This window comes from Cytobacillus kochii, assembly GCF_044790165.1.
GTDB lineage: Bacteria > Bacillota > Bacilli > Bacillales > Cytobacillaceae > Cytobacillus > Cytobacillus kochii.
The window spans coordinates 3230440-3256666 of the sequence record NZ_CP085254.1 but is presented as its reverse complement, the minus strand read 5'-3'; the positions used below and the strand labels follow the sequence as shown (position 1 = coordinate 3256666).

Genomic DNA, 26227 nt, shown 5'->3' with positions numbered 1-26227 from the left:
TGTTCAGGGGTAGAAAAAACTGAGTGAGTAAATCTTGTCACTCAGTTCATTATATGAGGGCTATCTAAACATAAATTTCGCTAAAAACTGACCGACTCCTGGAAGGCCTTGTACATCACCTTTTCTAATGAGCTTTGTGAAAATCATGATGATTAGATAGATTAAACTCATAACCATTGCCCCACATAGGATAGTAGGTACGATGGTGAAGTTTAGGAACTTAATTGTAATATATCCGATATAACCTGTGAGGAGCATAGCACCCGATGTGATTAAGTATTCCCGCATATGAATGGTATAAGAAATGGCTTTTAACAAAGTGGCGAAATGCAGTAGAGTGACTAATACAAAGCCAACAATTAAGCCGAGCGCTACTCCTGTAATACCAAAGGCAGGCTGGCTTCCAAGAATAAAGATAACCGCAATTTTAGCAACCGCACCAATCAGGCTATTGATCATGGCAGCACGTGCTAAATCTAGAGCTTGTAGCGCAGACTGCAGTGGCTGTTGGAAATAGTAGAATAGGAAAAGAGGCGCCATTAATTTTAGGAAGTCGGTACCTGTTGTCGAACCATACATCACAGTCATTAATGGTTCAGCCAGAATATAAATAACCACAACTGAAAGACCACCTGTTGTTAAAGAAATCCTTAATGCTTGCTGCAGACGATATTCAATTAAATGGAAGTTATTAACTGCTTTCGCTTCACTAATGGCAGGTACGAGTGAGGTGGAGAGCGCCATATTAATGAATGATGGTAGCATTAACAAAGGAAGTGCAAATCCGGTTAAGGCACCATACCCTTCTGTAGCAGCAATTGTAGAAACACCGGCTATAGCAAGACTATAAGTCACAACAATTGGCTCTAAAAACCAAGCGACAGAACCAATCATTCTACTTCCGGTCGTAGGTAATGCCACTTCCATAAGTTGTTTAAACGTATCCTTGCCCTTGCGGATATGTTGGAAAAATTGTTTTCGTACCTTAAACTTCTTTTTTAATTTAAATGATGTTAGTAAATAAATGAGTGAGGCTAATTCGCCAATTACGGATGCAAGCATAGCTCCCGCTGCAGCATATTCAATACCGTATGGCAAAAATGCTTTAGTTAATGCAGCAATTAATGTAATTCTTACAACTTGTTCAATAAGTTGTGAATAAGCGGCCGGCTTCATATTTTGCTTACCTTGGAAGTATCCGCGTATGACAGAAGAGACGGCAATAATCGGCACAACAGGTGCGATAGCTAATAATGGATATAGCGTCCTGTTATCTGTTAATAAATGCTCTGATAGATAGGGAGTTAATAAAATTAAAGCTGGTGTAAATAAGAGCGATAATGATAATGTACTAGCTAATGAAACAATGAGGATTTTTTTTGTTTTTTCCGTATCTCCTCTTGCTTCCGCTTCCGCCACATTTTTTGAAATTGCTACGGGTAAACCAAGCTGTGTAATTGTTACGACTAGAATAAATGTAGGAAAAGCCATCATATAAAGACCGACACCTTCAGCTCCAATGAACCTTGCGATGACAATCCGATTAATAAAACCGAGTACTCTAGTTACAAGTCCAGCAAATAAGAGAATAATCGTTCCTTGAATAAATTTCGACATTGTACACCCTGCCTTCTCAAATGAAAGGTATTCATATACAATTAATCTATATGCAAGAAGATGGACAAAGCATGACAAGCTTTCGTAATTAAAGTGAGTTATATTTAAAAAAGGGAGAGTTGAAGTTGAAAATGCATGCCTATGATATTTTTTTCGAAGAGGTAGAACCTGCACTTGATGTAAAAATCGATGAGTTTCGCTTTCTTGGATATGAACATGTGACAAGAGCGCAATTATGGGAATACTTAAAGAAGAAAAAGTGGAAAACGCCTAAATCAACGATACGATTATTTGAAATTGTGGAAGATGTTTTAGGGATAAAAGTTGGAGAATTTATTAACTATACAACTGTTGAAGCTTATATGGACACAGAATTTTCTCTTGAAAATGCTGAGGAAATGAAGCAATTACTAAAATAGAACGAGTAAGTTATCAATCACTTAGTACTCTAGTCATAAACGTTTATTTCTACATGTACGTTGATTAAATTGACAGTCCCTTCCTCTTGTTTCATAATAATAATATTGCGCTTGAGAAAGGTATTCATTAAACGGTTATAATCATATTTACTTCGTTTATCCTGTTAGAAAAGTCACGTTAAAAAGCTCAACATTTGGGCTTGTTTGGAAAGTGAGGAGGAAATATACATAATGGTGAAGCGTAGCAGAATTCTATCATTTTTTCTAATCATTATTTTATTTGCAAGTTTGATGGGATTCACTTCGAAAGATATTTTAGGAGATGTAAAGCTTGGTCTTGATTTGCAAGGTGGGTTTGAAGTGCTTTATGAGGTGTCGCCTGCAAAAGAAGGCCAAGAAATTGACCAAGCTGCAATGTCAGCAACAGCACAGTCCCTAGATCGCCGAATTAATGTCCTTGGTGTAAGTGAACCCAATATTCAAATTGAAGGGGACAACCGCATTAGGGTGCAACTGGCTGGAGTAACAGACCAAGAGCAAGCTAGGGAAATGCTTTCAACGGAGGCCAATCTAACGTTTAGAGACGTGGATGATAATGTGTTGATGGATGGGAGTGACCTTGTTGAAGGAGGAGCATCACAAACATTCGATGAAAATGGTCGTCCGAGCGTGTCTATTAAGTTAAAGAGTGCGGATAAGTTTAGAGAAGTGACTCAAGAAATTGTAAACAAACCAGCAGGAGAGAATCTACTGGTCATTTGGTTAGATTTTGAAGAAGGAGATTCATTCGCCGAAGAAGCGACAAAAGAAGATCCTAAATACTTATCAGCCCCACAAGTGAGCCAAGTATTTAATCAAGATTCGGTTTCAATTGTAGGTAACTTTACTTTAGAAGAAGCAAAAACTTTATCTGATTTATTATCGGCAGGCTCATTACCAGTTAAGTTAGATGAAGTCTATTCTACTTCTGTTGGTGCACAATTTGGTGAGTCAGCATTAGATAAAACCATTATTGGCGGAATAATAGGTATTGCTGCGATTTTCATCTTTATGATTGCTTATTACCGACTTCCTGGAGTCATTGCAGTCATCACTTTATCTGTTTACTTATATTTGACATTAGTCGTATTTAATATGATGAATGCGGTACTAACATTACCTGGTGTGGCGGCATTAATTCTTGGAGTGGGTATGGCAGTAGATGCTAATATTATTACTTATGAAAGAATAAAAGATGAAATAAGAGTGGGCCGTTCGATTAAAGCTGCATTTAAAGCAGGTAGTAAAAACTCTTTATCAACTATTTTTGATGCCAATTTAACAACATTGTTAGCAGCTGGCGTATTGTTTATTTATGGGACAAGTTCTGTAAAAGGTTTTGCTACGACTTTAATTTTAAGTATTTTAATGAGTTTCATTACGGCAGTATACGGAGCTAGGTTACTCCTCTGGTTATGTGTAAATAGTAATCTGTTTAAAAACATGCCAGGCATGTTCGGTGTTCATAAGAAAGATATACACCAATTAAATGAAAACCTAGATACAGTAGATTTAACAACCAAATTTGACCGTTTTGACTTCGTTAAACATCGGAAAAAATACTATAGTTTTTCTGGCTTGATGGTCGTCCTAGGAATTATTGTGCTCTTTATCTTCGGCTTAAACTTGAGCATTGACTTTTCACAAGGAACAAGAATTGAGCAAATGTCTAATGAGCCGTTAACGGAAGAAGGTTATCAAGCATCATTAGCAGAAATAGGTATAGAAACGGACGACATCGTTATTTCCGGTAATAATAATGAAATTGGTGTCGCTCGTATAAAAGACGAGGTATTCAATAAAGAACAAATTGCTGAGTATCAATCACAACTAGAAGATGAATATGGAAGTATTCCTAACATTAGTACTGTTACCCCAACAGTAGGAAAAGAAATAGCGATGAATGCAATAAAAGCATTAGCCATAGCGGCCATAGGAATTATTCTGTATGTCACCATCCGTTTCGAATGGAGAATGGCTTTAGCCGCAGTACTAGCTTTATTGCATGACGCCTTCTTTATTGTTGTTATATTTAGTGTGACAAGGCTAGAAGCGGATCTTACATTTATAGCGGCTGTCTTAACTATTGTTGGTTATTCAATCAATGATACAATAGTTACATTTGACCGCATACGTGAGAATATGGTTAGGAAGAAGAAAATTAAAACCTTTGATGAGCTTGCGCAAATAGCTAATCAAAGTTTACGGCAAACGCTGGGTCGCTCAATTAATACCATTATTACAGTCGTACTAGCTGTACTAGCTCTGTTAATATTTGGTAGTGAAGCGATACGTAACTTTAATATTGCTTTATTAATAGGGTTAATTGCTGGTACTTATTCATCTATCTTCCTTGCGACACAAATGTGGCTATCATGGAAAGGTGTGCAACTGAAAAAGCATGGCGTATTAATCACTTATAAAGAAAAGAAACAGAAAACAGACGAACCACAAGTTTAAAAGAAGATATCAAGCATCTGCATAAAATGGCAGATGCTTTTTTTTGCTTTCATAACATAGATGTCACTATATTCTTTACTAAATCGCAAGTATGGGTTTAGCGAGTTATCAAAGATGATATCGCTAGGTCTCTATTGTTTGCACCCTTTTTTATCCCCACTCTATTTAGAATCAGTAATTAGTTAAAGTAGGAAGCCCGCTCTAGTTATGGTTATGATTTTGGTCGTTATGGAAATAATAGGTAGATGAATGATCAAGAGGGGGATTTATAAATGCTTGTTGAGAAAGAAGTGAGGTTTAAACGGGCTGAGAATGCAGCAATTTTAGGAATGGGGGCAAATATTGCCCTAGCTATTTTCAAATGGGTAATTGGTGTTCATTCTGGTAGTAAAGCTTTAATAGCGGATGCGATCCATTCAGCTTCTGATGTAGCAGGTTCACTCGCTGTTTATATCGGCTTAATCGCAGCTAAAAGACCTCCAGATGAGGACCATCCATATGGACACGGTAAAGCTGAATTAATTGCTGCAATTATTGTTGCTGTATTTCTATTCTTTGTTGGTATTGAGATTTTCTTATCATCATTTCAATCATTATTTCAACCTGTTGAAGCTCCGAAGGTATACGCGATTATTGCTGTGATTGTTTCCATTATAGTAAAAGAGGGAATGTTTAGATATAAGTTTAAACTGGGAAAAGAGTTAAATAGTGATGCACTTATTGTAAATGCCTATGAACACCGCTCAGATGTCTATTCCTCATTAGCTGCATTAATTGGTATAGGTAGTGCGGTAATTGGAGGAAAATTAGGGCTCAATTGGCTAGAATATGCGGATCCTGTCATTGGTTTAGTAGTAGCATTTATGATTCTCCATATGGCTTTTCAACTAGGGAAGGAAGCCATTCATAATACAATGGACCATGTGTTAAGCCCTGAGGCATCAAGGTATCTATTTTCTGCTGTAGATAAAGTAGAAGGAATTAAACGAATAGAAGAGTTGCATGCAAGAGAGCATGGGCATTACTTAATTATTGATTTAAAGATAGCAGTAGACCCATCTCTCACTGTTGAAGACGGTCATCTCATTGTAAAAAATGCAAAAGAAAAACTAATGGCTTTTCATCAAGTGCAAAACGTTTTTATTCAAATGATTCCTTATGATCATACATAGGAGGGGAATAAATGAAAAATCAATGGATTATATTACTCAGTATTGTTTTTACATTAATTGTCGCTATTTTTGCTGTTATTAACGTCGATCCAGTTACGGTTAATTATCTATTTGGCGAAAGTAGTTGGCCGCTGATTCTCGTTATTTTAAGTTCTGTATTAATGGGAGGGCTAATTGTTAGTTCAGTCGGTTTAATAAAAATTTTTAATTTACAAAGAGAAGTCAAATCGTTGAAAAAACAGTTAGTAGCGCTTAAAGGAAATGAGGGACAAAAAGAAGCAGATAAAACGCATCAAGTGAAAAGTGAATATCATGATGCTAAACAATTAAAGGTAAGCAACAAAGAATAATTGAAACGAATACGACGCTCTAGTATAATGTAAAAGTTGAGGGGTGAACGTATGTTACATTCTAAAACGCGTTGGAATGTTCGTCAATCAGATGAAGCCTCTGTAGAGGAACTCATAAACGGATTAAATATTTCATCTGCGTTGGCTACATTACTTGTTAATCGCGGCTTTAATACCGTCGAATCAGCACGGTATTTTTTATTTGATGAAAAAAAAGAATTTCACGATCCTTTCTTATTAAAAGATATGGATTTGGCTGTTTCGCGTATACAACGAGCGATTAAAAATAACGAATCGATTATGATTTTTGGTGACTATGATGCCGATGGTGTTACGAGTACGACTGTCATGATGAGAACATTAACATCACTAGGAGCAGATGTGCAATTTTACATACCTAACCGGTTTACGGAAGGTTATGGGCCAAATGTTCCGGCATTTCAATATGCTAATGATATCGGTGTTTCGTTAATTATTACTGTTGATACAGGAATTGCTGCTATCGAACCTGCGCAAGCGGCTAAAGAAATGGGAATCGATTTAATTATTACGGATCATCATGAACCAGGCCCTATCTTACCAGAGTGTCTGGCAATCATTCATCCGAAACTTCCTGACAGTCGTTATCCTTTCAAAGAACTTGCTGGAGTTGGTGTAGCATTTAAGCTTGCTCATGCTCTATTAGGTAATGTGCCAAATGATTTATTAGAGTTTGTTGCAATTGGTACAGTGGCAGACCTTGTTTCATTGACGGATGAAAATCGCTTAATTGTGAAGAAAGGTCTTAAAAAGCTGCAATCAACACAAAATCTTGGTATCCGATCATTAATATCGTTAGCTAATGTCAAATTAGCAGAGATGACAGAAGAGACAATCGGCTTTACGATTGCACCAAGATTAAATGCTGTAGGTAGATTAGATTCTGCGGACCCTGCAGTAGAATTGTTATTAACTGAAGATGCGCTAGAGGCTGAAGCGTTAGCTGAAGAAATCGACCAAATGAATAAAGAGCGACAATCAATCGTTCATACGATGGCTGAAGAAGCGATTCAACAAGTTGAGGCGGAATATCCAATTGAGGACAATCCGGTCATCGTAGTAGGTAAAGAAGGTTGGAACCCTGGGGTTGTTGGAATTGTGGCTTCAAGGCTAGTAGAGAAATACTATCGTCCTGTTATATGTCTAAGTTTCGATTCACAACAAGGAATAGCTAAAGGATCTGCGAGGAGTATAACTGGCTTTGATCTGTTTCATAATCTTTCGCAATCTCGAGATATCCTTCCTCATTTTGGTGGTCACCCAATGGCTGCAGGAATGACCTTGAAACTTGATGATGTTGATATACTTCGTCAAAGGCTTATCCAGCTTGCAAAGGAACAGTTAAACGAAGATGACTTTATACCGATTACTGATTTAGATGCTGAATTAAGGGTAGCTGATGTTAATTTAGAAATGATCGCTGAAATACAACAATTGGCACCGTTTGGTATTGATAATCCTAAGCCGAAAGTAATGTTAAAAGAGGCGAATGTCAGTCTGTTAAAGAGAATTGGGACAAATAAAACACATCTGAAGATCACATTAGAAGATAATGATGTGACATTGGATGGAATTGGATTTGGATTTGGAGAATACGCAGAACAAATTTCTATGGATGCTAGTCTTGCTATTGTAGGGGAACTTTCTATTAACGAATGGAATAATATAAAGAAGCCACAAGTCTTTATCCAAGATATACGTATACAAGAATGGCAATTATTTGATATTAGAGGCGCCAAACGTTTAGACACAATTGTCACACATGTCCATCATGAAACCTCTGAATGGATCGTATTTAATAAGGAAAATTATGATAAATTTTTACCTTATAATCCCAATGTATCATTGATTCTGTCTGATGAAGAGGCAGAAAATATTATATTAGATGGTAAGCATGTGGTTTTTTGTGATTTACCACCACAAAAGGAAAGAATAGAGGCTATTTTGCGTGGGAAAAGTCCAGAAAGAATTTATTGTCATTTCTATCAAACAAATGATATATTCTCTATGGCGACTCCAAACCGTGACCATTTTAAATGGTATTATGCGCTCATTGCTAAGAGAGGGCCTTTTAACCTTGAAGAAAGAAAAGCAGAGGTAGCTAAATTTAAAGGCTGGCAAGTTTCTTATATTGATTTTATGACTGAAGTGTTTTTTGAACTAGAATTTGTTAAAATAGATAATGGGATGATTTCTCTTAGTGATGCAAAACAAAAGAGAGATTTATCGGAATCACAGGCTTTTTGCATAAAGCAACAACAAGTAAAGTTAGAAAATGAATTGCTTTATTCAAAAGCAGGTCAATTAAAGGATTGGTTTGATGGGCTGCTTCAGAATGCCTATGTGAATTGAGGAGGCAAAGGAAAGAAGATGGATTTAAAACAATATATTACTATAGTAGAGGATTGGCCAAAACCAGGTATCACATTTAAAGATATTACTACATTAATGGATAATGGTGATGCTTATAGATATGCAACAGATCAAATTGTTACTTATGCGAAAGAAAAACAGATTGATCTTGTGGTGGGACCAGAAGCGCGTGGATTTATTATTGGATGTCCAGTAGCTTATTCTTTAGGAGTAGGATTTGCACCTGTTCGTAAAGAAGGTAAACTACCTAGAGAAACGGTAAAAGTAGATTATGGTCTGGAATATGGTAAAGATGTCTTAACTATCCATAAAGATGCGATTAAGCCTGGTCAACGCGTATTAATCACGGACGATCTTCTAGCTACAGGTGGAACCATTGAGGCAACAATAAAATTAGTAGAAGAACTAGGTGGAGTTGTTGCAGGTATTGCCTTCTTAATCGAGTTAAGCTATTTAGATGGAAAAGAGAAATTAAAGGATTATGATGTTTTAACTTTAATGACTTATTAATAGTTCTAGAGAGCACTATATGTGTTCTCTTTTTTTATTAATAGTTATTTTTAGGATAATTAAGGATTAATTGGAATTAATTATTAGTAATTTCGACAAATTCTACGTTTTTTTGTAAAAATAAAACGCTAGCTCTTTACATCTATGTTATTTTTTTCGATAATAGTAACAATCGTTTCTTTTTTCTTAATGATATCTATTTATTTTTTATAAGGAAAAGAAGATATTACATGGTTAGGGTTATTAAAAATAATTTGGGATAAAGGTGATTCCATGGCGAACGATCAGGTGTTGACCGCCGAACAAGTCATCGATAGGACAAGAGAATATTTAAATGAAGAGCATGCCCAGTTCGTCAAAAGAGCTTACGAATTCGCTAAGTCTGCTCATAGTGAACAATACCGTAAATCAGGTGAACCGTACATTATTCACCCTATTCAGGTAGCGGGAATATTAGCGGATCTGGAAATGGACCCAGCTACAGTAGCAGCTGGTTTTCTTCATGATGTTGTTGAGGATACTGAATCCACTTTAGATGATATCGCAGAACATTTTAGTGAAGAAGTAGCTATGCTTGTAGATGGTGTAACAAAGCTGGGAAAGATTAAATATAAATCAAAAGAAGAACAGCAAGCTGAAAATCATCGTAAAATGTTTGTTGCCATGGCACAAGATATTAGAGTGATTTTAATTAAGCTTGCAGATAGACTTCATAATATGCGGACGTTAAAACACTTACCTGCTGAGAAGCAAAGAAGAATCTCGAATGAAACTTTAGAGATTTTTGCTCCGCTTGCTCATAGACTAGGAATTTCTAAAATTAAGTGGGAATTAGAAGATACAGCTTTAAGATACTTGAATCCGCAGCAATATTATCGAATTGTTAACTTGATGAAGAAGAAGAGAGCAGAGAGAGAACAATATTTAGTAGATGTTATTGCGATGATGAGAGATCGTCTGGACGACGTAACGATTGAACCTGAGATTTCTGGTAGAGCTAAACATATTTACAGCATCTATCGAAAAATGGCTCTACAAAACAAACAATTCAATGAAATTTATGATCTACTGGCCGTAAGGATTGTGGTAAATAGCATAAAGGATTGTTATGCTGTTCTCGGTATTATCCACACGCATTGGAAACCAATGCCAGGCAGATTTAAAGATTATATTGCGATGCCTAAGCAAAATATGTATCAATCATTGCATACAACAGTTATTGGTCCTAAAGGAGATCCATTAGAGGTGCAAATACGTACCTTTGATATGCATAGGATATCTGAATTTGGTATCGCTGCTCATTGGGCTTATAAAGAAGGAACAAAGGTCGATGAAAATTCTTCATTTGAAGATAAATTAAAATGGTTTAGAGAGATATTGGATTTCCAAGATGATTCGGTTGGTGCCGAGGAGTTTATGGAATCGCTTAAGATGGACCTGTTTTCTGATATGGTCTATGTTTTTACGCCTAAAGGAGATGTCATTGAACTACCATCAGGCTCTGTACCAATAGATTTTGCTTATAGAATTCATTCAGAAATAGGTAATAAAACGATTGGTGCGAAAGTAAACGGTAAAATGGTAACACTTGATTATAAGTTGCAAACAGGGGATATTGTTGAGATATTAACTTCTAAGCATTCTTATGGTCCAAGTCAAGACTGGCTTAAATTAGCTCAATCCTCACAAGCAAAAAATAAGATTAGACAATTCTTCAAAAAGCAAAGAAAAGAAGAAAATGTTGAAAAAGGGCGCGAATTAATCGAAAAAGAGATTCGTAATATGGATTTTGAAGTAAAAGAGATTATGACCGCAGAAAATCTAAATCGTGTATCGGAAAAATATAATTTCCCATCTGAAGAAGATTTGTACGCTTCTGTTGGATACAATGGCATTACGGCATTACAGGTAGCCAATCGCCTAACTGAAAAGTTAAGAAAGCAAAGAGACCTCGAAGGTAAAAAAGATATTTCCAATGCTGTGAGCGAATTGAAGCAGCTTCCTCAAGCGAAAAAACGTGAATCAGGTGTACGCGTATCAGGAATTGATAACTTGCTTATTCGTTTATCGCGTTGTTGTAATCCGGTACCAGGTGATGAAATTGTCGGATTTATTACGAAGGGTAGAGGTGTCTCTGTCCATCGTGCGGACTGTACGAATATTAATACAGATGATGCGAAAGCAAGACTTATACCTGTTGAGTGGGAGACCGCTTTAAATGATCAGAAAGAGTACAATGTAGAAATAGAAATTACTGGCTATGATCGACGTGGATTATTGAATGAAGTGCTTCAGGCAGTAAATGAAGCGAAAACAAATATATCTGCAGTAACGGGTCGTTCGGACAAGAATAAAGCCGCTTCAATCAATATGTCGATTTCTATTCATAATGTAAACCATCTGCAAAAAGTGGTAGAGCGTATTAAGCAGATACCCGATGTATATGCGGTTCGTCGAATTATGAATTAAAAGGAGTGGCTAGAGTTTTGAAAATTGTTGTTCAGAGAAGTAAAGCAGCCAAAGTGACTGTTGGTGAAAAAATAACCGGTAGCATTACGCATGGCTTTGTTTTGCTTGTTGGAATTACCCATGAGGATACGTTTGAAGATGCTGCTTATTTAGCTGATAAAATCGTACATCTTCGTGTGTTCGATGATGAAGAAGGTAAAATGAATAGGTCATTACTTGATATACAAGGTGAAATTCTTTCTGTATCTCAATTCACCCTATATGGGGACTGCCGTAAAGGGAGACGCCCTAACTTCATGAATGCTGCGCGCCCTGAGAAAGCGTTAGATATCTATCTTCGCTTTAATGAAATGCTTAAGGAAAAAGGTGTCCACGTAGAAAAAGGTGAATTTGGTGCGATGATGGATGTATCCCTCACCAATGATGGTCCCGTTACACTCATTTTAGAAAGTAAATAAAAAATAAGATCCAACCTGAACAAATCTTGATTGAAGGCGATTTGTTCAGGTTGTTTTTTGTGCTAATAATTGGGAGTTGTTTATGAGAGTAGAATGTGTGTGCTCTTACATATCGCAAAAGATAGCGTAGGAAAAAGGTTAAGCTCGTGCATCTAGAGTGGAATCGTCAAAGATAGCGTAGGAAAATGAATTAGCTCGTACATTTAGAGTGACAACATCAAACATAGACGAGCAAAACTACATTTTTTTATTGGGCTAAGGAACCCTTAATTTATACTAGTTCAAAAAATATAAATAACACCTGCCTAAAAGTAAAAAGGCAGGTGTGAGATTATTATTGGAAATGTGTACGTAATCCTTGGAAGATACCTGTCGAAACAGCTTCTTGGTATTGTTCAGATGTTACTTTTATTTCCTCTGTTGCGTTACTTAAATAACCTAGTTCAAGTAATATTGCTTTGCTGTTATTTTCACGTATAACATAATAATCACCATGTCTATATCCTCTATCATTTAAGTCGATCTTGGACATAATCCCTTGATGGACATCAGCAGCAAATTGCTGTTGATAATCGTGATAGTAATAAGTAGTCATGCCTCTTACACTTCGATCGTTTATGCTATCATAATGAATACTGATGAATGCATCAGCTTTATTCATATGAGACATACTTACCCGTGATTGGAGAGGAACATATGTATCTTGTTGTCTTGTGAATATTACAGTAGCTCCTGCTGCTTTTAATTTTGCAGCCAATTTTTCAGCAGTGCGAATCGTTACTGTTTTTTCAAGTGTACCGGATGCGCCAGTTGTACCATTATCTCTTCCTCCATGGCCAGGATCTAAGACAATCACTTTGTTTTTTAATCCTGGAGTAGAAGAAGATTGGTCGGTTGGTTGAGATTGTTTGCCATTAGAAACAATCCAGCCAGCAATAAAACCTGTTTGTCCATCACCTAATTTAATTTCATACCAATCTTTTTCTGTCCCCACAACTTCAAATGTATCTCCTTGATTGGCTCTTGCTACAATGGTGGCATTAGTCGTTGCGCTTTGGCGAATATTGGAGCCATTGTGCAGAATCGTTACATTTTTGACAGATGAAGACGATTTTGATTCCGTTGAGGAACTTTGATCTTTGTTCACATACCAGCTAGCAACCCATCCGTTTGTCCCATTTGGAAGCTCAATATTTGTCCAGTTATTTTCTTCTTTTAAAATACGAAAATTATCACCTTGAGCAACTGAACCGATGATGTTCCCGTTTAATGATGGTTTTTCCCTTACATTTAACGAACTAGCGGTGATGGTGCCATTATTATTAGTTTCTTGTTTTTTTTCTTGCTTATTGCCTGCTTGGATATATTGACTACTTATCCATGCATTTGTCCCTTGAAATGAGATTTCAGTCCAATCATTTTCTTGTGATAAAATATCTACGGACGTACCTGAATTTAACTTACCAATTACTTTACTGTTTGTATCTGGACTGGTACGAACGTTGAGGGAATTGCCAGTAATGACCCCTTGTTTAATCACCGTTTTCTTTTCTTCATTAGTTGAAGAGCTTGTTTCTTGGGTGTGGCCATTCACTTGAACAAAGTCTTTGTGTACCCATACATTTCCGTACTCTGTCGTAATATTGAACCAATCTTGGTCGGTGGAGACGACTTTGTATTCTTCTCCTTTTGAGACAACACCAACAACGCGATAATCAGTTGAAGGACCACCTCTAACTCTTAAACCATCAGCATTGATGGAAACGGTTTTTTCACTACCGCTATTTACTTGTTTTTCTTTTTCTTGCTTATTTTCTGTTTCCAGTACAACAAGCCAATTGGCGACCCACCCTTTTTGGCCGGATTCAAAATCAATCTGATACCAATCACCTTCTTGATCAAGGATTGTGTAAGTCTCGTCTCTTGCCGCCATGCCTAGACTTGCATAACTTAATCCTGGACCTGTGCGAACATTAAGACTATCTGTTGCAATTCGAAGCTTTTGTCCTGCTGATTCAGCCTCTGCCTCTTTCATGGGTATTAGAAGAGCTATCACTAGAATCATACAAATGGTTATCCAAAGATGTTTTTTGCCTTGCAACCACGTTCCTCCTTCCTGTTTGCCATTTATCAAGATAAGCAAATATTTCCTCTCTCGTCAAGATAAATGAGGTTATATATACTTTCTTTTTTATGTGGCCGTTTCCCTTCTAATATCGGTTTATCAACCTGTTTTGTAAACAAGTTGTAACGTAATTACCACTTCAAACCATTCGGGAGAATTGCATGGTTTTTGTCTATTTCTTTATTATTTTTATAAATATCATTCGATTTGCCCATACTAACATGAGTAAAAGACTATATGGTAAAAGGATGATTGTCTGTGAGATATGGTGAAAAAGGGATGAATGTGCAAAGTGGTGAGAACCAATTATTTGGTGTTGATTTTCATGATTTTATTCAGGCTGAGGGGGATGCCACGATGGTTGAACTTGCGAGTGAATTCGGAATTTCCTTACAAGATGTGAGAAAACTGAAAAAGAAAATTTCTAGAAAGTAAATCGCCATCAATTCTATATGGAGACTTGACATCTTGTACAATGGTTATTATGATAAGAAGGATAAAATGATATTTTAATACAGTAAATGATAAAATAAATTGAACCAATGATGAAGAAGAGTAATCATTCTCCACATAAAAAGAGAGGAAATGCCATAGGCTGAAAGCATTTCTATATGATGATTTGATGAAAGAACACTTCTTAGGTTTCTCCCTGAAAAATATAATTTATTAGGGGAAGAACGTATGCAGGCGTTATCTGTATAAAGAGGCAGTATATTTATTATGCTGTAACTAGGGTGGCACCACGGGATATTCAACTCTCGTCCCTTGTATTGAAAAATACAAGGGACGAGAGTTTTTTTATTTAAGCTTTAGGAAAGAGGAGGATTTGGTATATATGTCAATCCGTTTACCAAGGGGTACCCAGGATATTCTTCCTGGTCAAGTAGAGAAATGGCAATTAATAGAACAAAAAGCGAGAGAACTTTGTCATAAATTTCAATATCAGGAGATTCGCACACCGATATTTGAACATACAGATTTGTTTTTACGAAGTGTGGGAGATACAACCGATATCGTCCAGAAGGAAATGTACACATTTGAAGATCGTGGTGGAAGAAGCTTAACATTGAGACCAGAAGGAACAGCTTCCACAGTACGTTCATTTGTTGAACATAAAATGTTTGGCCAAGCAAATCAGCCTGTTAAATTATATTATATGGGGCCAATGTTTCGTTATGAAAGACCACAAGCTGGTCGTTTCCGTCAGTTTGTCCAATTTGGTGTAGAAGCGATAGGTAGCGATGATCCGGCCATTGACGCAGAAGTTATTGCTTTAGCGATGACGCTTTATAAAGAAATGGGGTTGAAAAAGTTAAAACTAGTCATCAACAGTTTAGGTGATAAGGAGAGCCGGGCAAAACATCGTGAGGCCCTCATTGCTCATTTCAGCCCGAGTATTAATGAATTTTGTTCAGATTGTCAAAGCAGATTAGAGAAAAACCCTATGCGCATTCTCGATTGTAAAAAAGATCGTGAGCATCCATTGATGAAAACTGCCCCATCAATTATTAATCACTTAAATGACGAATCCAAACAATACTTCAAAAAAGTGCAACAGTACTTAACAGACTTAGAAATTGAATTTGAAGTCGATGCAAATCTAGTCCGTGGTTTAGACTATTATACGCATACTGCCTTTGAGATTATGAGTGATGCGGAAGGGTTTGGCGCAATAACCACTCTTTGTGGTGGAGGCAGGTATAACGGTTTAACAGAAGAAGTCGGTGGACCGGAAGCACCTGGCATTGGCTTTGCTCTAAGTATTGAGAGATTTCTAGCTGCTTTAGAAGCTGAAAATGTTGAACTCCCAATTGATCAATCCATTGATTGTTATATCGTCTCATTAGGTGAAGAGGCGAGAGATTATTCTGTCGGTTTGCTCCACAAATTACGCCATGCAGGATATTCTGCTGAAAGAGATTATTCTGATCGTAAAATTAAGGCACAATTCAAAGCAGCCGATCGAATGAACGCAAAATATGTAGCTGTTATCGGTGAAGATGAATTAAAAAACAATAAGATTAACTTAAAAATAATGGATAGTGGGGAACAAAAGGAAATGGAGCTTGCTTCATTTATCCAAGACTTTACTGCGCTATATAGAAACTAGGAGGAATCATAGATGTTTGGAAGAACGTACTACTGCGGAGAGATTACCGAAAAAGCGATAGGTGAGAAAGTAACATTAAAGGGTTGGGTGCAAAAACGTCGTGATTTAGGAGGTCTTATCTTTATTGACCTACGTGACAGAACAGGCATAGTCCAAGTGGTCTTTAATCCGGAAGTTTCACAAGAAGCTTTAGCATTAGCAGAAAAAATTCGTAACGAATATGTGTTAGATATTGAAGGCGTCGTTATTGAAAGGGAACAAGGGACGGTTAATGAGAGCTTAACAACTGGTAAAATTGAAATTCGAGTGGAAAAGGTAACGATTCTTAATGAGGCGAAAACACCTCCATTTACGATTGACGAAAAATCTGAAGTATCTGAGGATGTTCGCTTAAAATATCGTTATCTAGATTTAAGAAGACCAGTGATGGCCAATACATTAAAGCTACGCCATCAAGTAACAAAAGCTATTAGAGGATTCCTTGATGATGCTGATTTTATCGATGTAGAGACACCAATCTTAACGAAGAGTACACCAGAAGGAGCGCGCGATTATTTAGTGCCAAGTCGTGTGCATCCAGGAGAGTTTTACGCGCTGCCACAATCGCCACAAATATTTAAACAATTATTAATGGTCAGTGGAGTAGACCGCTATTATCAAATTGCTCGTTGCTTCCGAGATGAAGATTTACGCGCAGACCGTCAACCGGAGTTTACGCAAATTGATATTGAAATGAGCTTTATGAGCCAAGAAGATATTATTGAGTTGATGGAAAGTATGATGGCTAAAATCATGAAGGATGTTAAAGGACAAGAAGTTCATATCCCATTCCCTCGTTTAACCTATCATGAAGCTATGTCAAGATACGGTTCCGATAAGCCAGATACACGTTTTGAAATGGAGCTAACGGATTTATCTGATATCGTAAAGGATTCGAGCTTTAAAGTATTTGCTGGTGCTGTTTCATCAGGTGGACAAGTGAAAGCAATTAACGTCAAAGGCGCTGCTTCCACCTATTCCCGCAAAGATATTGATGCCTTGACGGAATTTGTTTCGGTATACGGGGCCAAAGGACTTGCTTGGTTAAAAGCAGAAGATGAAGGTTTAAAAGGACCAATTGCTAAATTTGTATCTGAAGAAGAACAAACAGCAATTCAGTCAGCGCTTGGCGTGGAAGCTGGCGACTTATTACTATTCGTTGCGGATAAGAAATCAGTAGTTGCCGATGCATTAGGTGCGCTTCGTCTAAAATTAGGTAAGCAATTAGAATTAATTGATGAAAGCAAATTTAACTTTTTATGGGTAACGGATTGGCCGCTACTTGAGTATGACGAAGAAGATGGTCGCTATTATGCAGCACATCATCCTTTTACAATGCCACAAAGACAAGACTTGGAAAAATTAGCTGATCAACCAGCAGAAGTAAAAGCTCAAGCGTATGACCTAGTTCTTAATGGCTATGAACTTGGCGGTGGTTCTCTTCGTATATTTGAAAGAGATATTCAGGAGCGAATGTTTGAAATTCTTGGTTTTTCTAAAGAGGAAGCTGTGGAGCAATTTGGTTTTCTACTTGAAGCATTTGACTATGGTACCCCCCCGCATGGAGGGATTGCACTAGGACTTGATCGTCTAGTAATGTTACTTGCTGGTAGAACGAACCTAAGAGATACAATTGCTTTCCCTAAAACAGCTAGTGCAAGTTGCGTTTTAACAGATGCACCTGGGGAAGTAAGTGAAGCACAATTAAATGACCTTCATCTCGCTTTGAATGTAAAGAATCAAGATTAATTGGTAAAAAAAGTGATTTTTGAACTATATGTCACTTCTTGAATTCATATCTTAGCTATGATAAGATTACTTCAATCATAAAGAGTCCTGATGTGTACGTCGTCTACCCTAATTTTGACCGAACATATTACCTTCGGGAGTCCGGAGTTTTCTATGTAAGCGTAAATGCCTCATTTCTAGAGGACTTACAGATGCGAGGAGCAGGACACCCACCTGCTAAGTGCGGGTTCAAAATGAAGGACCAATAACGACGGCATAATTGGGACTCTTTCACTTTATAATTGTACGTAAAAACCTGATCATAGATATCAGGTTTTTTTATTTGTGGTCGAATAATAGTGCACTCATTAAGAGGTTTGCAAGTTAGAAACAACTCGGTGTATGAGTGCTTCGCAAAAATGGATTAGCAGGTCACTTAGAAGGAAGCTGGCGTATGAGCTCTTCGCAAAGTGGGTTAGCAGGTCCTTCAGAAGGAACTCCGGGAGTGAGCGCTTCGCAAAGTGGATTAGCAGGTCCCTTAGAAAGAACTCCGGGCGTGAGCGCTTCGCAAAATGGATTAGCGAGTTTCTCAGAAGGACCTCCGGGAGTGAGCGCTTCGCAAAGTGGATTAGCAGCTCCCTCAGAAGGAACTCTGGGAGTGAGCGCTTCGCAAAATGGATTAGCAGGTCCCTCGTAAGGAAGCCCGGGAGTGAGTGCTTCGCAAAGTGGATTAGCAGTTCCCTCAGAAGGAACTCTGGGAGTGAGCGCTTTGCAAAGTGGGTTAGCAGGTCCCTCGTAAGGACCCCCGGGAGTGAGCGCTTCGCAAAGTGGATTAGCAGGTCCCTCAGAAGGACCTCCGGGAGTGAGCGCTTCGCAAAGTGGATGAGCAGGTCCCTCAGAAGGACCTCCGGGAGTGAGTGCTTCGCAAAGTGGATTAGCAGTTCCCTCAGAAGGAACTCCGGAAGTGAGCGCTTCGCAAAGTGGATTAGCAGGTCCCTCAGAAGGACCCCCGGGCGTGAGCGCTTCGCAAAATGAATAAGCAAGTCCCTCAGAAGGACCCCCGGGAGTGAGTGCTTCGCAAAGTGGATTAGCATGTCCCTCAGAAGGACCCCCGGGGAGTGAGCGCTTCGCAAAATGAATTAGCAAGTCCCTCAGAAAGAACCTAGCGTATGAGTGCTTTACAAACGCCTTTTCTAACCGGCTAACGCCTGAAAGAAAAGCTCCCTCATTCTTTATTATTTTTAGGGTTTATAAAACCCAACAAATATGTACCAAAACAGGAAGGTCAAAAGAGATCATTTGACCATAAAAATCTGTTCACCTTTTTCAAAAGAGGGAACGAGAAATCCCAGTGATTTACTTGTATTTAACGGAAAGTATGATATATTTTTTTACGGGTATGATTATTTGTAGGATAGATATGGAATGGAGTTGAAATAGCATGTTACATCAGTTTTCGCGAAATGAGCTTGCCATTGGTAAAGATGGTTTAGAGACAATGAAAAATAGTACAGTGGCTGTATTAGGTATCGGGGGAGTGGGTACATTTGCAGCTGAGGCCCTTGCTCGTTCAGGCGTGGGCAGACTTGTGCTTGTTGATAAAGATGATGTGGATATTACCAATGTCAATAGACAAATTATTGCGTTGCTTTCTACTGTCGGTAGGCAAAAAGTAGAAGTAATGAAAGAGAGAATTATGGATATTAATCCAGAATGTGAAGTCATTGCTTTGAAAATGTTTTATACAGAAGAAACATATGAAGATTTCTTTAGTTATAACCCTGACTTTGTCATTGATGCTTCAGACACGATTTCTTATAAGATTCACTTAATGAAAGAGTGCTTGAAAAGAGATATACCGATTATTTCTAGTATGGGTGCAGCTAATAAGATGGATCCGACAAGATTCCAAATCGCTGATATTTCTAAAACGCATACCGATCCAATTGCTAAGGTAATTCGTACTCGTTTACGAAAGGAAGGCATACGTAAAGGTATACCCGTCGTTTTCTCTGATGAAAGCCCGATCGTTATTCGTGAAGATGTGAGAAAAACCGTTGGGAAAGATGATGCAAAAATACGTAAGGCGAAAATGCCGCCGTCTTCTAATGCATTTGTGCCTTCTGTATCAGGACTTATTATGGCAAGTTATGTTGTCAAGGAATTATTAGCCGACATCCCTATTAGTCGTGTAAATGACGAAAGTAAATAAATGAAGAAAAGCTTGTAGTTATTGTTACTACAAGCTTTTCTTCATTTATTTGCGATATTCTTTCATAACAGACATTAGTCCTTCGTAAAGTGAAAGCTCGTTTTCTAATTGATGGCTAGTTTCTTCCCATTTTTGATTAAGTTCGTTATTTCTTGCCTCTAATTGCTCATTTTCCAATAAAAGTGCCTTGTTCTCAGATAATAACAAAAGGTCAGGGGTTGTTTTTAAGTATTCAATCACTTTCTGTATAGATAAACTCGCAGAGTCTTCTCTAGTTTTCTTCATATTGTGATACCTCGTTTGACAGGCTGATTCTGTTCTACCTAATTTTTTTGCTGCCATGCGAAAGGCATCTGCTTTAGAATCACCATTTTGGCTATACTCGTTAACCAATTCTTCTAATAGTCGATCGTCGGATTCTTGCCAAGATGCATGTGTCATCGAAAGCCTCCTTATCAAAACATTTATTATTATCCTCTACCTTAAAAAAAGAATCATACATTAGGCTTGACGGAAACAAAGTACCGGTGTACTATTTAACTAATACACTAGATGTAAAAAGGAGGAAAAAATGAATCCTTTTCGTGGCTTGCTCGTAAAAGAATTAAAGATAATGAAATCTCACTTTTATGGCGTAATTTTAACCATGATTTTTGCCGTTTTAATAGGCTTCGCATTGACTCATTATTTTAAGGAAGGCAATATTTTACCTGCTTTTCTGTTTGCCTTATTTTTTGCACATATTCTGTTTTATCCTATTTTTATTTTATATTCCTTAAATTTTGAGACAAAGACGCAAGGGTGGCTGCATAACCCAAATCGGGGTTCTTATTTATTGAGTAGTAAGCTAGTGGCCATTAGTATTTATTTTGTAATGTCGATAGTCATTACCATTTTCTTAGCAATAGGGAGCTATTATTATAATCCTGGTGTCTCATTCTATGACAATATACCAGTTGTTCTTCCACTTTACTTATTATTATTTATTACTTGTTTGTCTTTCTATTTTGGTTTATGGTTCTGTTTTTATTGGTTCGTTTACTATAGCTTAAAAAATGTACCGATCTTAGGAAGGGTGCGCTCAGTATCTTTATTTTTCATAGTAGTTGTGCAAATGTTCATTTCTGGTTTAATAGGTGAAAGCGATTGGTACAAACAATTAGTTCATATGAGTGAGCTTGATTTAAATGTAGATTGGCTGCATTTCAACTTTTTTGTTCAATCAGACGGGTTCACATTCAATATGGCTGATAGTACAATCTCCATTGTAGAAATCCTTTTATACATCGTTACAGCTAGTCTGTTATTCATTACCTCGACTTGGTTGCTCGAAAAGAAGGTTGAGGTGTAAAAATGGCGGAAGAGTTTCATTCATCACAGCCGATATATCTCCAAATCATGGAACGGGTTTGTCAACAGATTGTGAGAAAAGAGTTAGCTCCAGGGGCAAAATTACCCTCTGTTCGTGAGATGGCACTTACATTTGGGGTGAATCCAAATACAATTCAAAGAACGTATCAAGAGCTAGAAAGGATGGAAGTCGCCTTGGCGAAGCGTGGGCAAGGAACATTTGTAACAGAGGATACTGCCAAGTTAATGAACTTAAAAAGAGATATGCAAAAACAGATCATCCAATCCTATGTAAATAATTTGCGAGAGTTAGGTTTTTCTAATGAGGAAATGAAACAAGGGCTATCTCAATTCCTGAAGGAGGATCATGATGATTGAGTTTCATAAGGTGAATAAGAAATATGGCTTTAATCACGTTTTGAAAGATATCAGCTTTACCATACGCCCTGGGAAAATCATTGGCCTAGTGGGACCGAATGGAAGTGGAAAATCGACCATTCTGAAACTCATCTCTGGTCTAACCTATCCTTCAAGTGGTGAAGTCAGTGTATTAGGGGAGCCTGCTAATAGAAGAATTGCGTCCAAAGTCATCTATTTAACAGAGGCAGACAGTTTTTATCCTTCTTTTACGGTTAAAGATATGCTGAATTTTTATGAGAGCCAATTTGCTGATTTTGAACAAGTTAAAGCAATGGAACTACTTCAATTTATGAACTTAAATGATTCAGTAAAAATTAGGTCATTATCGAAAGGAAACCGTGGACGTTTAAAGTTAGTATTGGCTCTTGCTAGAAGAGCACCTATTCTACTTTTAGATGAACCATTTTCTGGATTAGATCCAATGGTTCGGGATTCGTTGGTTCAGGGATTATTAAGCTTTATTGATTTTGAGAAACAAACAGTGCTAATGGCTACACATGAAATAGAAGAAGTTGAAACAGTCCTTGATGAATTAATTATGATAGAAGATGGAAGATTTCTTGGTCAGTATCATGTAGAAACAATAAGAGAAGAAAAAGGGCTGTCTATCAAAGAATGGATGAAAGAAACATATAAGGGGTGAGGAAAGAGATGAAGGCAGTAGTTAAAATTGAAAATGTAACAAAGATCATTAAAAAGAGAAAAATTATTGATTCTTTAAGTTTTGAAGTAATGGAAGGAGAGGTTTTCGGGTTTCTAGGTCCTAATGGTGCGGGTAAAACAACCACTATTCGGATGATTGTTGGCTTAATTGGCATTAGTGAAGGTGATATTAAAATTCTTGGTAATAGTGTGCAAACAAACTTTGAGAAGGCAATTCAACATGTAGGAGCGATTGTTGAAAATCCAGAAATGTATAAATTTATGAGTGGTTATCAAAATCTCCTACATTACGCAAAAATGTCAGAAGGAATTACGAAAGAAAAAATTATGGAGACAGTAGAGTTTGTTGGTTTGACTGAGAGAATACATGATAAGGTGAAGACTTATTCTTTAGGTATGCGGCAAAGGCTAGGGTTAGCCCAATGTTTGTTACATGATCCTAAAGTGTTAATTCTGGATGAACCAACAAATGGATTAGACCCCGCTGGTATTCGTGAAATCCGTGACCATGTAAGGAAGTTAGCAAGAGAAAGAGGAATGGCAGTCATTGTGTCTAGTCATCTACTATCAGAAATGGAAATGATGTGTGATCGAGTCGGTATCATTCAAAAAGGTAAATTAATTACGATTCAGTCTGTTCATGAGCAAGTAGAAGGAGGGGCAAAGGAATATGAAATCGACGTCGATCATCCAACAGAAGCAATGTTTGCTGTCAATAGATTAATTCCACAACAGCAAGCAGAAGTGAAGGGAAATACGCTTATGCTGCGAGCACAAAAAGAGGATATCCCTTTATTGGTGAAAGAGTGGGTTCATGATGGAATTAATATATATCGTATTCAAGAAACGACGAAAACGTTGGAAGACCGCTTTCTTGAAGTGACAACACTACAGAAGGAGGCGGAATAAGTCATGTTCTCATTAATTAGAAACGAATGGGTGAAAATCTTTAAACGAAGTGGCACTTATGTCATGATTGGCATTCTCTTATTTATCGTCGCTGTAGCAGGTGCTTTTATGAAATACCAAGATGTACAAGGGTCAGTCCCTCCAAATGAGCAATGGCAAAAAGGGTTACAAATGGAGATTGACTCCTATCAGAAGGAGCTGGAGAATTCCGGAGATATGCTGCCAGAGGATGTGAAAGAAAGCTATGAAAAGATCATTGCCATTAATGAGTATCGCATCGAAAACAATATATCACCAAATGGAGATTACGAAGCACTTAGTTTTATTTCTGATATGTCTTCGCTAATAGATTTTGCCGGTTTATTTATGATTATTATTGCTGGAGGGATTGTGGCAAGTGAATTTAATTGGGGAACGATTAAGCTGCTGCTCATTCGTCCAATTACTAGAAGTAAAATTCTTCTCTCCAAATACATAACTGTGCTGTTATTTGGTTTCAGTTTGCTCTTTTTACTTTTCATATTCTCTGGGATATTAGGCCTCGTTCTATTTGGTTTAGGTGGTAGTGAACCATATCTCTTATATCAAGATGGAGTGGTAAAAGAACAGTCAATGATTTTGCATTTAATTAATGTGTATAGCTTATCATCCATCCAAAACATTATGCTAGCGACGATGGCCTTTATGATTTCATCAGCATTCAGAAGTAGTTCATTAGCAATTGGATTATCTATTTTCCTTATGTTCGCTGGTGGGCAAATTACTCACCTCATTGCGATGAAGTATGATTGGGCGAAATATAGCTTATTTGCTAATACCGATCTGTTTCAGTACTTTGAAGGAACGCCGATGTTACCAGGAATGACGTTAACTTTTTCCGTAATCATGTTGATTGTTTATTTTCTGATATTCCAAATCATTGCATTCATCATATTTAAGAAAAGAGATATAGCTGGATAAAACCTAGAAGCTGCTGGAAATTTCCAGCAGCTTATTTTTATGGTTGAAATCTTGAAAACAATGAAAAGTAATGAATTTATATAGGTAACTGTGTCCGAGCTTATTTTACTTTCACAAGAGATTCCAACAACTATCTTCGATTAACTGGTTTACCATTTTTTGAGTGGACATAAGTGTAACGAAAAAGTAAGCGCTGCGATTTAAACGTACTAATCAAAGTGACAGAGATAGATGTAGGCCAGTGCCAAGTATTTGTTGTTAACAAATGAGGAAAATCCACTCAAACATTTAAGTCTGGGTGGATTTACTATCTTTTTTAGCAAGCATCTTACTGTTGTAGCCGTTTGTAAACAGTGGAAAGAGCTTGTTCAAATTTACCGTTCGTTTTTGGTTCATAATAAGTTTTCTGCTTAATGTTATTAGGCAAGTATTGTTGCTTTACCCATCCATTTTCATAATCATGCGGGTATTGATAGTCAATGCCTCTACCTAATTCTTTCGCCCCTTTATAATGAGCGTCTTTTAGGTGATCTGGAACCTCACCGCTAATGCCTGCACGTATATCTGATAATGCCCGGTCAATCGCCATAATAGCTGAATTAGATTTCGGTGAAAGGCATAGCTCGATCACTGCGTTAGCTAACGGAATTCTTGCTTCAGGGAAACCTAACCGCTCTGCTGATTCGATGGCTGATAATGTTCTTTGTCCAGCTTGGGGGGAGGCAAGTCCGATATCTTCATAAGCGATAACCAATAGTCTTCTTGTAATACTAACCATATCTCCTGCCTCAATTAATCTGCCCAAATAATGAAGGGAGGCATTCACGTCACTTCCACGAATGGATTTTTGGAATCCAGATAAAACATCGTAATGTGCATCACCATCTTTGTCATGTGCCATACTCTTTTTTTGCATGCATTCTTCGGCAGCTGAAAGTGTGATGAGGATAGTGCCTGAGTCATCTGGTTCAGTTGAAAGCACTGCCAATTCAAGCGCATTTAGCGAACTACGAACATCGCCTCCAGATGCAGTTGCAAAGTGAGTTAATGCCTCATCTTCTATGTCTACTGTCTTATTACCTAGCCCCCTATCTTCATCAGCAATAGCTACTTTTAATGCCGTCTTAATCTCTTCCACTTCTAATGGCTTTAGTTCGAAAATTTGACATCGACTTCTGATGGCGGGGTTAATTGCATGATAAGGATTGCTGGTAGTAGCACCTATTAAGGTAATCATGCCATTTTCTAAATAAGGTAAAAGAAAATCCTGTTTTGCTTTATCTAGGCGATGAACCTCATCTAATAATAAAATAACCTTACCTGACATCTTTGCTTCGGCTGCTACGACTTCCATATCCTTTTTATTATTTGTCACTGCATTTAAAGTGCGAAAAGCGAATTTAGTACTACCAGCTATTGCGCTAGCAATAGAGGTTTTTCCAATTCCTGGTGGTCCGTATAATATCATCGATGATAGTTGTTTCGCTTTTACCATTCTATGAATAATTTTACCTTCTCCCACGAGGTGTTGTTGACCAATAATTTCATTGATTGTTCTTGGTCTCATTCGAAAAGCTAACGGTTTGATACTCAACTATATCACTCCTAATTAGATAAGAGGCTTATTCTGTTCCTTTTGATAACATATCATAAAATTAAAATAGCTAAAATGATTAACGCTTGCAAATGTGCTATAATAGCAGGGTCTATTTTATGTTGTGAAGAAAAATGTTTTTAACTTATCCAACTACTTATTAAAGAGTATATTCTACCATTTAATGGAGGGCGTAAGAAAAAAGATTAAA

General features: G+C 37.4%; 23 protein-coding genes, 1 other RNA gene and 1 other annotated feature. Of the genes, 20 read left to right on the top strand and 4 right to left on the bottom strand.

Annotated features, from left to right (window positions below; translation table 11 throughout):
* Positions 1 to 60: 60 nt before the first annotated feature.
* A complete protein-coding gene (gene spoVB / locus LG276_RS16670) occupies positions 61 to 1617 on the bottom strand; it encodes a stage V sporulation protein B (RefSeq protein WP_404292388.1) in 1557 nt (518 codons plus the stop codon).
* A 131-nt stretch (positions 1618 to 1748) separates the two neighbouring features.
* Between spoVB and LG276_RS16665 the strand changes: the two genes are divergently transcribed.
* The 8 genes from LG276_RS16665 (at position 1749) to dtd (ending at position 11906) form a co-directional block, all read left to right on the top strand.
* A complete protein-coding gene (locus LG276_RS16665) occupies positions 1749 to 2036 on the top strand; it encodes a post-transcriptional regulator (protein ID WP_251162681.1) in 288 nt (95 codons plus the stop codon).
* 231 nt (positions 2037 to 2267) lie between these two features.
* Positions 2268 to 4535 carry a protein translocase subunit SecDF gene (secDF, locus tag LG276_RS16660; RefSeq protein ID WP_251162636.1) on the top strand — a complete coding sequence of 756 codons (2268 nt, stop codon included), beginning with the start codon at positions 2268 to 2270 and terminating at the stop codon, positions 4533 to 4535.
* A gap of 272 nt (positions 4536 to 4807) precedes the next feature.
* Positions 4808 to 5707 carry a cation diffusion facilitator family transporter gene (locus tag LG276_RS16655; RefSeq protein ID WP_404292386.1) on the top strand — a complete coding sequence of 300 codons (900 nt, stop codon included), beginning with the start codon at positions 4808 to 4810 and terminating at the stop codon, positions 5705 to 5707.
* 11 nt (positions 5708 to 5718) lie between these two features.
* Positions 5719 to 6057: a lipopolysaccharide assembly LapA domain-containing protein gene (locus LG276_RS16650; protein WP_224935881.1), complete on the top strand. Its 339-nt coding sequence runs from the start codon at positions 5719 to 5721 to the stop codon at positions 6055 to 6057.
* A gap of 51 nt (positions 6058 to 6108) precedes the next feature.
* Positions 6109 to 8448: a single-stranded-DNA-specific exonuclease RecJ gene (recJ, locus tag LG276_RS16645; RefSeq protein WP_404292384.1), complete on the top strand. Its 2340-nt coding sequence runs from the start codon at positions 6109 to 6111 to the stop codon at positions 8446 to 8448.
* An 18-nt stretch (positions 8449 to 8466) separates the two neighbouring features.
* Positions 8467 to 8979, top strand: a complete 513-nt coding sequence (locus tag LG276_RS16640; RefSeq protein ID WP_095372443.1) for an adenine phosphoribosyltransferase — start codon at positions 8467 to 8469, stop codon at positions 8977 to 8979.
* A gap of 273 nt (positions 8980 to 9252) precedes the next feature.
* A complete protein-coding gene (locus LG276_RS16635; RefSeq protein WP_224935883.1) occupies positions 9253 to 11448 on the top strand; it encodes a bifunctional (p)ppGpp synthetase/guanosine-3',5'-bis(diphosphate) 3'-pyrophosphohydrolase in 2196 nt (731 codons plus the stop codon).
* A gap of 17 nt (positions 11449 to 11465) precedes the next feature.
* The gene (gene dtd / locus LG276_RS16630; RefSeq protein ID WP_251162639.1) at positions 11466 to 11906 is read left to right on the top strand and encodes a D-aminoacyl-tRNA deacylase; all 441 of its coding nucleotides are present in this window, start codon (positions 11466 to 11468) and stop codon (positions 11904 to 11906) included.
* Positions 11907 to 12240: 334 nt separating this feature from the next.
* Here the strand turns inward: dtd and LG276_RS16625 are convergent, their stop codons facing one another.
* Entirely contained in the window at positions 12241 to 14007 is a 1767-nt protein-coding gene (locus LG276_RS16625) for an SH3 domain-containing protein (RefSeq protein ID WP_404292382.1), read from the bottom strand.
* 282 nt (positions 14008 to 14289) lie between these two features.
* On the opposite strand from LG276_RS16625, the gene LG276_RS16620 reads away from it, so the two are divergent.
* The 7 genes from LG276_RS16620 (at position 14290) to LG276_RS16590 (ending at position 20120) form a co-directional block, all read left to right on the top strand.
* A complete protein-coding gene (locus LG276_RS16620) occupies positions 14290 to 14466 on the top strand; it encodes a hypothetical protein (protein ID WP_251162641.1) in 177 nt (58 codons plus the stop codon).
* A 98-nt stretch (positions 14467 to 14564) separates the two neighbouring features.
* Positions 14565 to 14800: a binding site (T-box leader), on the top strand.
* Between the two features lie 66 nt (positions 14801 to 14866).
* Positions 14867 to 16141 carry a histidine--tRNA ligase gene (hisS, locus tag LG276_RS16615; protein ID WP_404292380.1) on the top strand — a complete coding sequence of 425 codons (1275 nt, stop codon included), beginning with the start codon at positions 14867 to 14869 and terminating at the stop codon, positions 16139 to 16141.
* Between the two features lie 12 nt (positions 16142 to 16153).
* Positions 16154 to 17929 (top strand): aspartate--tRNA ligase, encoded by a 1776-nt coding sequence (gene aspS / locus LG276_RS16610; RefSeq protein WP_404292378.1) that lies wholly within the window; start codon positions 16154 to 16156, stop codon positions 17927 to 17929.
* Positions 17930 to 18010: 81 nt separating this feature from the next.
* A non-coding RNA gene (gene ssrS / locus LG276_RS16605) (6S RNA) lies at positions 18011 to 18199 on the top strand.
* 163 nt (positions 18200 to 18362) lie between these two features.
* A complete protein-coding gene (locus LG276_RS16600) occupies positions 18363 to 18605 on the top strand; it encodes a hypothetical protein (RefSeq protein WP_404292376.1) in 243 nt (80 codons plus the stop codon).
* 216 nt (positions 18606 to 18821) lie between these two features.
* Entirely contained in the window at positions 18822 to 18947 is a 126-nt protein-coding gene (locus LG276_RS16595) for a hypothetical protein (protein ID WP_404292374.1), read from the top strand.
* 402 nt (positions 18948 to 19349) lie between these two features.
* Positions 19350 to 20120, top strand: a complete 771-nt coding sequence (locus LG276_RS16590) for a ThiF family adenylyltransferase (RefSeq protein ID WP_095372451.1) — start codon at positions 19350 to 19352, stop codon at positions 20118 to 20120.
* 45 nt (positions 20121 to 20165) lie between these two features.
* On the opposite strand, the gene LG276_RS16585 is transcribed toward LG276_RS16590, so the two are convergent.
* A complete protein-coding gene (locus tag LG276_RS16585) occupies positions 20166 to 20561 on the bottom strand; it encodes a hypothetical protein (RefSeq protein ID WP_404292372.1) in 396 nt (131 codons plus the stop codon).
* A gap of 130 nt (positions 20562 to 20691) precedes the next feature.
* Here LG276_RS16585 and LG276_RS16580 point away from each other — a divergent pair, with 130 nt between their 5' ends.
* The 5 genes from LG276_RS16580 to LG276_RS16560 are packed head-to-tail and all read left to right on the top strand — an operon-like array spanning position 20692 to position 24422.
* Entirely contained in the window at positions 20692 to 21471 is a 780-nt protein-coding gene (locus tag LG276_RS16580) for a hypothetical protein (protein WP_404292370.1), read from the top strand.
* A 2-nt stretch (positions 21472 to 21473) separates the two neighbouring features.
* Positions 21474 to 21848 carry a GntR family transcriptional regulator gene (locus LG276_RS16575; protein WP_224935891.1) on the top strand — a complete coding sequence of 125 codons (375 nt, stop codon included), beginning with the start codon at positions 21474 to 21476 and terminating at the stop codon, positions 21846 to 21848.
* A complete protein-coding gene (locus tag LG276_RS16570) occupies positions 21838 to 22533 on the top strand; it encodes an ABC transporter ATP-binding protein (RefSeq protein WP_404292369.1) in 696 nt (231 codons plus the stop codon). Before LG276_RS16575 ends, LG276_RS16570 begins: the two co-directional genes overlap by 11 nt.
* A gap of 8 nt (positions 22534 to 22541) precedes the next feature.
* On the top strand, positions 22542 to 23462 hold the full coding sequence (locus tag LG276_RS16565) for an ABC transporter ATP-binding protein (RefSeq protein WP_224935893.1): 921 nt from the start codon (positions 22542 to 22544) through the stop codon (positions 23460 to 23462).
* Positions 23463 to 23465: 3 nt separating this feature from the next.
* Complete coding sequence (locus LG276_RS16560) at positions 23466 to 24422, top strand: ABC transporter permease (RefSeq protein ID WP_224935894.1); 957 nt, start codon at positions 23466 to 23468, stop codon at positions 24420 to 24422.
* A gap of 328 nt (positions 24423 to 24750) precedes the next feature.
* Here LG276_RS16560 and LG276_RS16555 read toward each other — a convergent pair whose 3' ends face one another.
* Positions 24751 to 26016, bottom strand: coding sequence for a replication-associated recombination protein A (locus LG276_RS16555; protein WP_289434176.1), 1266 nt, complete (start codon positions 26014 to 26016; stop codon positions 24751 to 24753).
* Positions 26017 to 26227: the final 211 nt, after the last annotated feature.

Bases quoted from the DNA above. Each gene is read 5' to 3' on its own strand.
- LG276_RS16590 (WP_095372451.1), top strand. From the start codon at position 19,350: ATGTTACATCAGTTTTCGCGAAATGAGCTTGCCATTGGTAAAGATGGT.
- LG276_RS16575 (WP_224935891.1), top strand. From the start codon at position 21,474: ATGGCGGAAGAGTTTCATTCATCACAGCCGATATATCTCCAAATCATG.
- LG276_RS16570 (WP_404292369.1), top strand. From the start codon at position 21,838: ATGATGATTGAGTTTCATAAGGTGAATAAGAAATATGGCTTTAATCAC.
- LG276_RS16665 (WP_251162681.1), top strand. From the start codon at position 1,749: ATGCATGCCTATGATATTTTTTTCGAAGAGGTAGAACCTGCACTTGAT.
- LG276_RS16585 (WP_404292372.1), bottom strand. From the start codon at position 20,561: ATGACACATGCATCTTGGCAAGAATCCGACGATCGACTATTAGAAGAA.
- aspS (WP_404292378.1), top strand. From the start codon at position 16,154: ATGTTTGGAAGAACGTACTACTGCGGAGAGATTACCGAAAAAGCGATA.
- LG276_RS16640 (WP_095372443.1), top strand. From the start codon at position 8,467: ATGGATTTAAAACAATATATTACTATAGTAGAGGATTGGCCAAAACCA.
- LG276_RS16565 (WP_224935893.1), top strand. From the start codon at position 22,542: ATGAAGGCAGTAGTTAAAATTGAAAATGTAACAAAGATCATTAAAAAG.
- LG276_RS16600 (WP_404292376.1), top strand. From the start codon at position 18,363: ATGAGCTCTTCGCAAAGTGGGTTAGCAGGTCCTTCAGAAGGAACTCCG.
- LG276_RS16655 (WP_404292386.1), top strand. From the start codon at position 4,808: ATGCTTGTTGAGAAAGAAGTGAGGTTTAAACGGGCTGAGAATGCAGCA.
- LG276_RS16650 (WP_224935881.1), top strand. From the start codon at position 5,719: ATGAAAAATCAATGGATTATATTACTCAGTATTGTTTTTACATTAATT.
- LG276_RS16580 (WP_404292370.1), top strand. From the start codon at position 20,692: ATGAATCCTTTTCGTGGCTTGCTCGTAAAAGAATTAAAGATAATGAAA.
- spoVB (WP_404292388.1), bottom strand. From the start codon at position 1,617: ATGTCGAAATTTATTCAAGGAACGATTATTCTCTTATTTGCTGGACTT.
- secDF (WP_251162636.1), top strand. From the start codon at position 2,268: ATGGTGAAGCGTAGCAGAATTCTATCATTTTTTCTAATCATTATTTTA.
- hisS (WP_404292380.1), top strand. From the start codon at position 14,867: ATGTCAATCCGTTTACCAAGGGGTACCCAGGATATTCTTCCTGGTCAA.
- LG276_RS16560 (WP_224935894.1), top strand. From the start codon at position 23,466: ATGTTCTCATTAATTAGAAACGAATGGGTGAAAATCTTTAAACGAAGT.
- LG276_RS16635 (WP_224935883.1), top strand. From the start codon at position 9,253: ATGGCGAACGATCAGGTGTTGACCGCCGAACAAGTCATCGATAGGACA.
- recJ (WP_404292384.1), top strand. From the start codon at position 6,109: ATGTTACATTCTAAAACGCGTTGGAATGTTCGTCAATCAGATGAAGCC.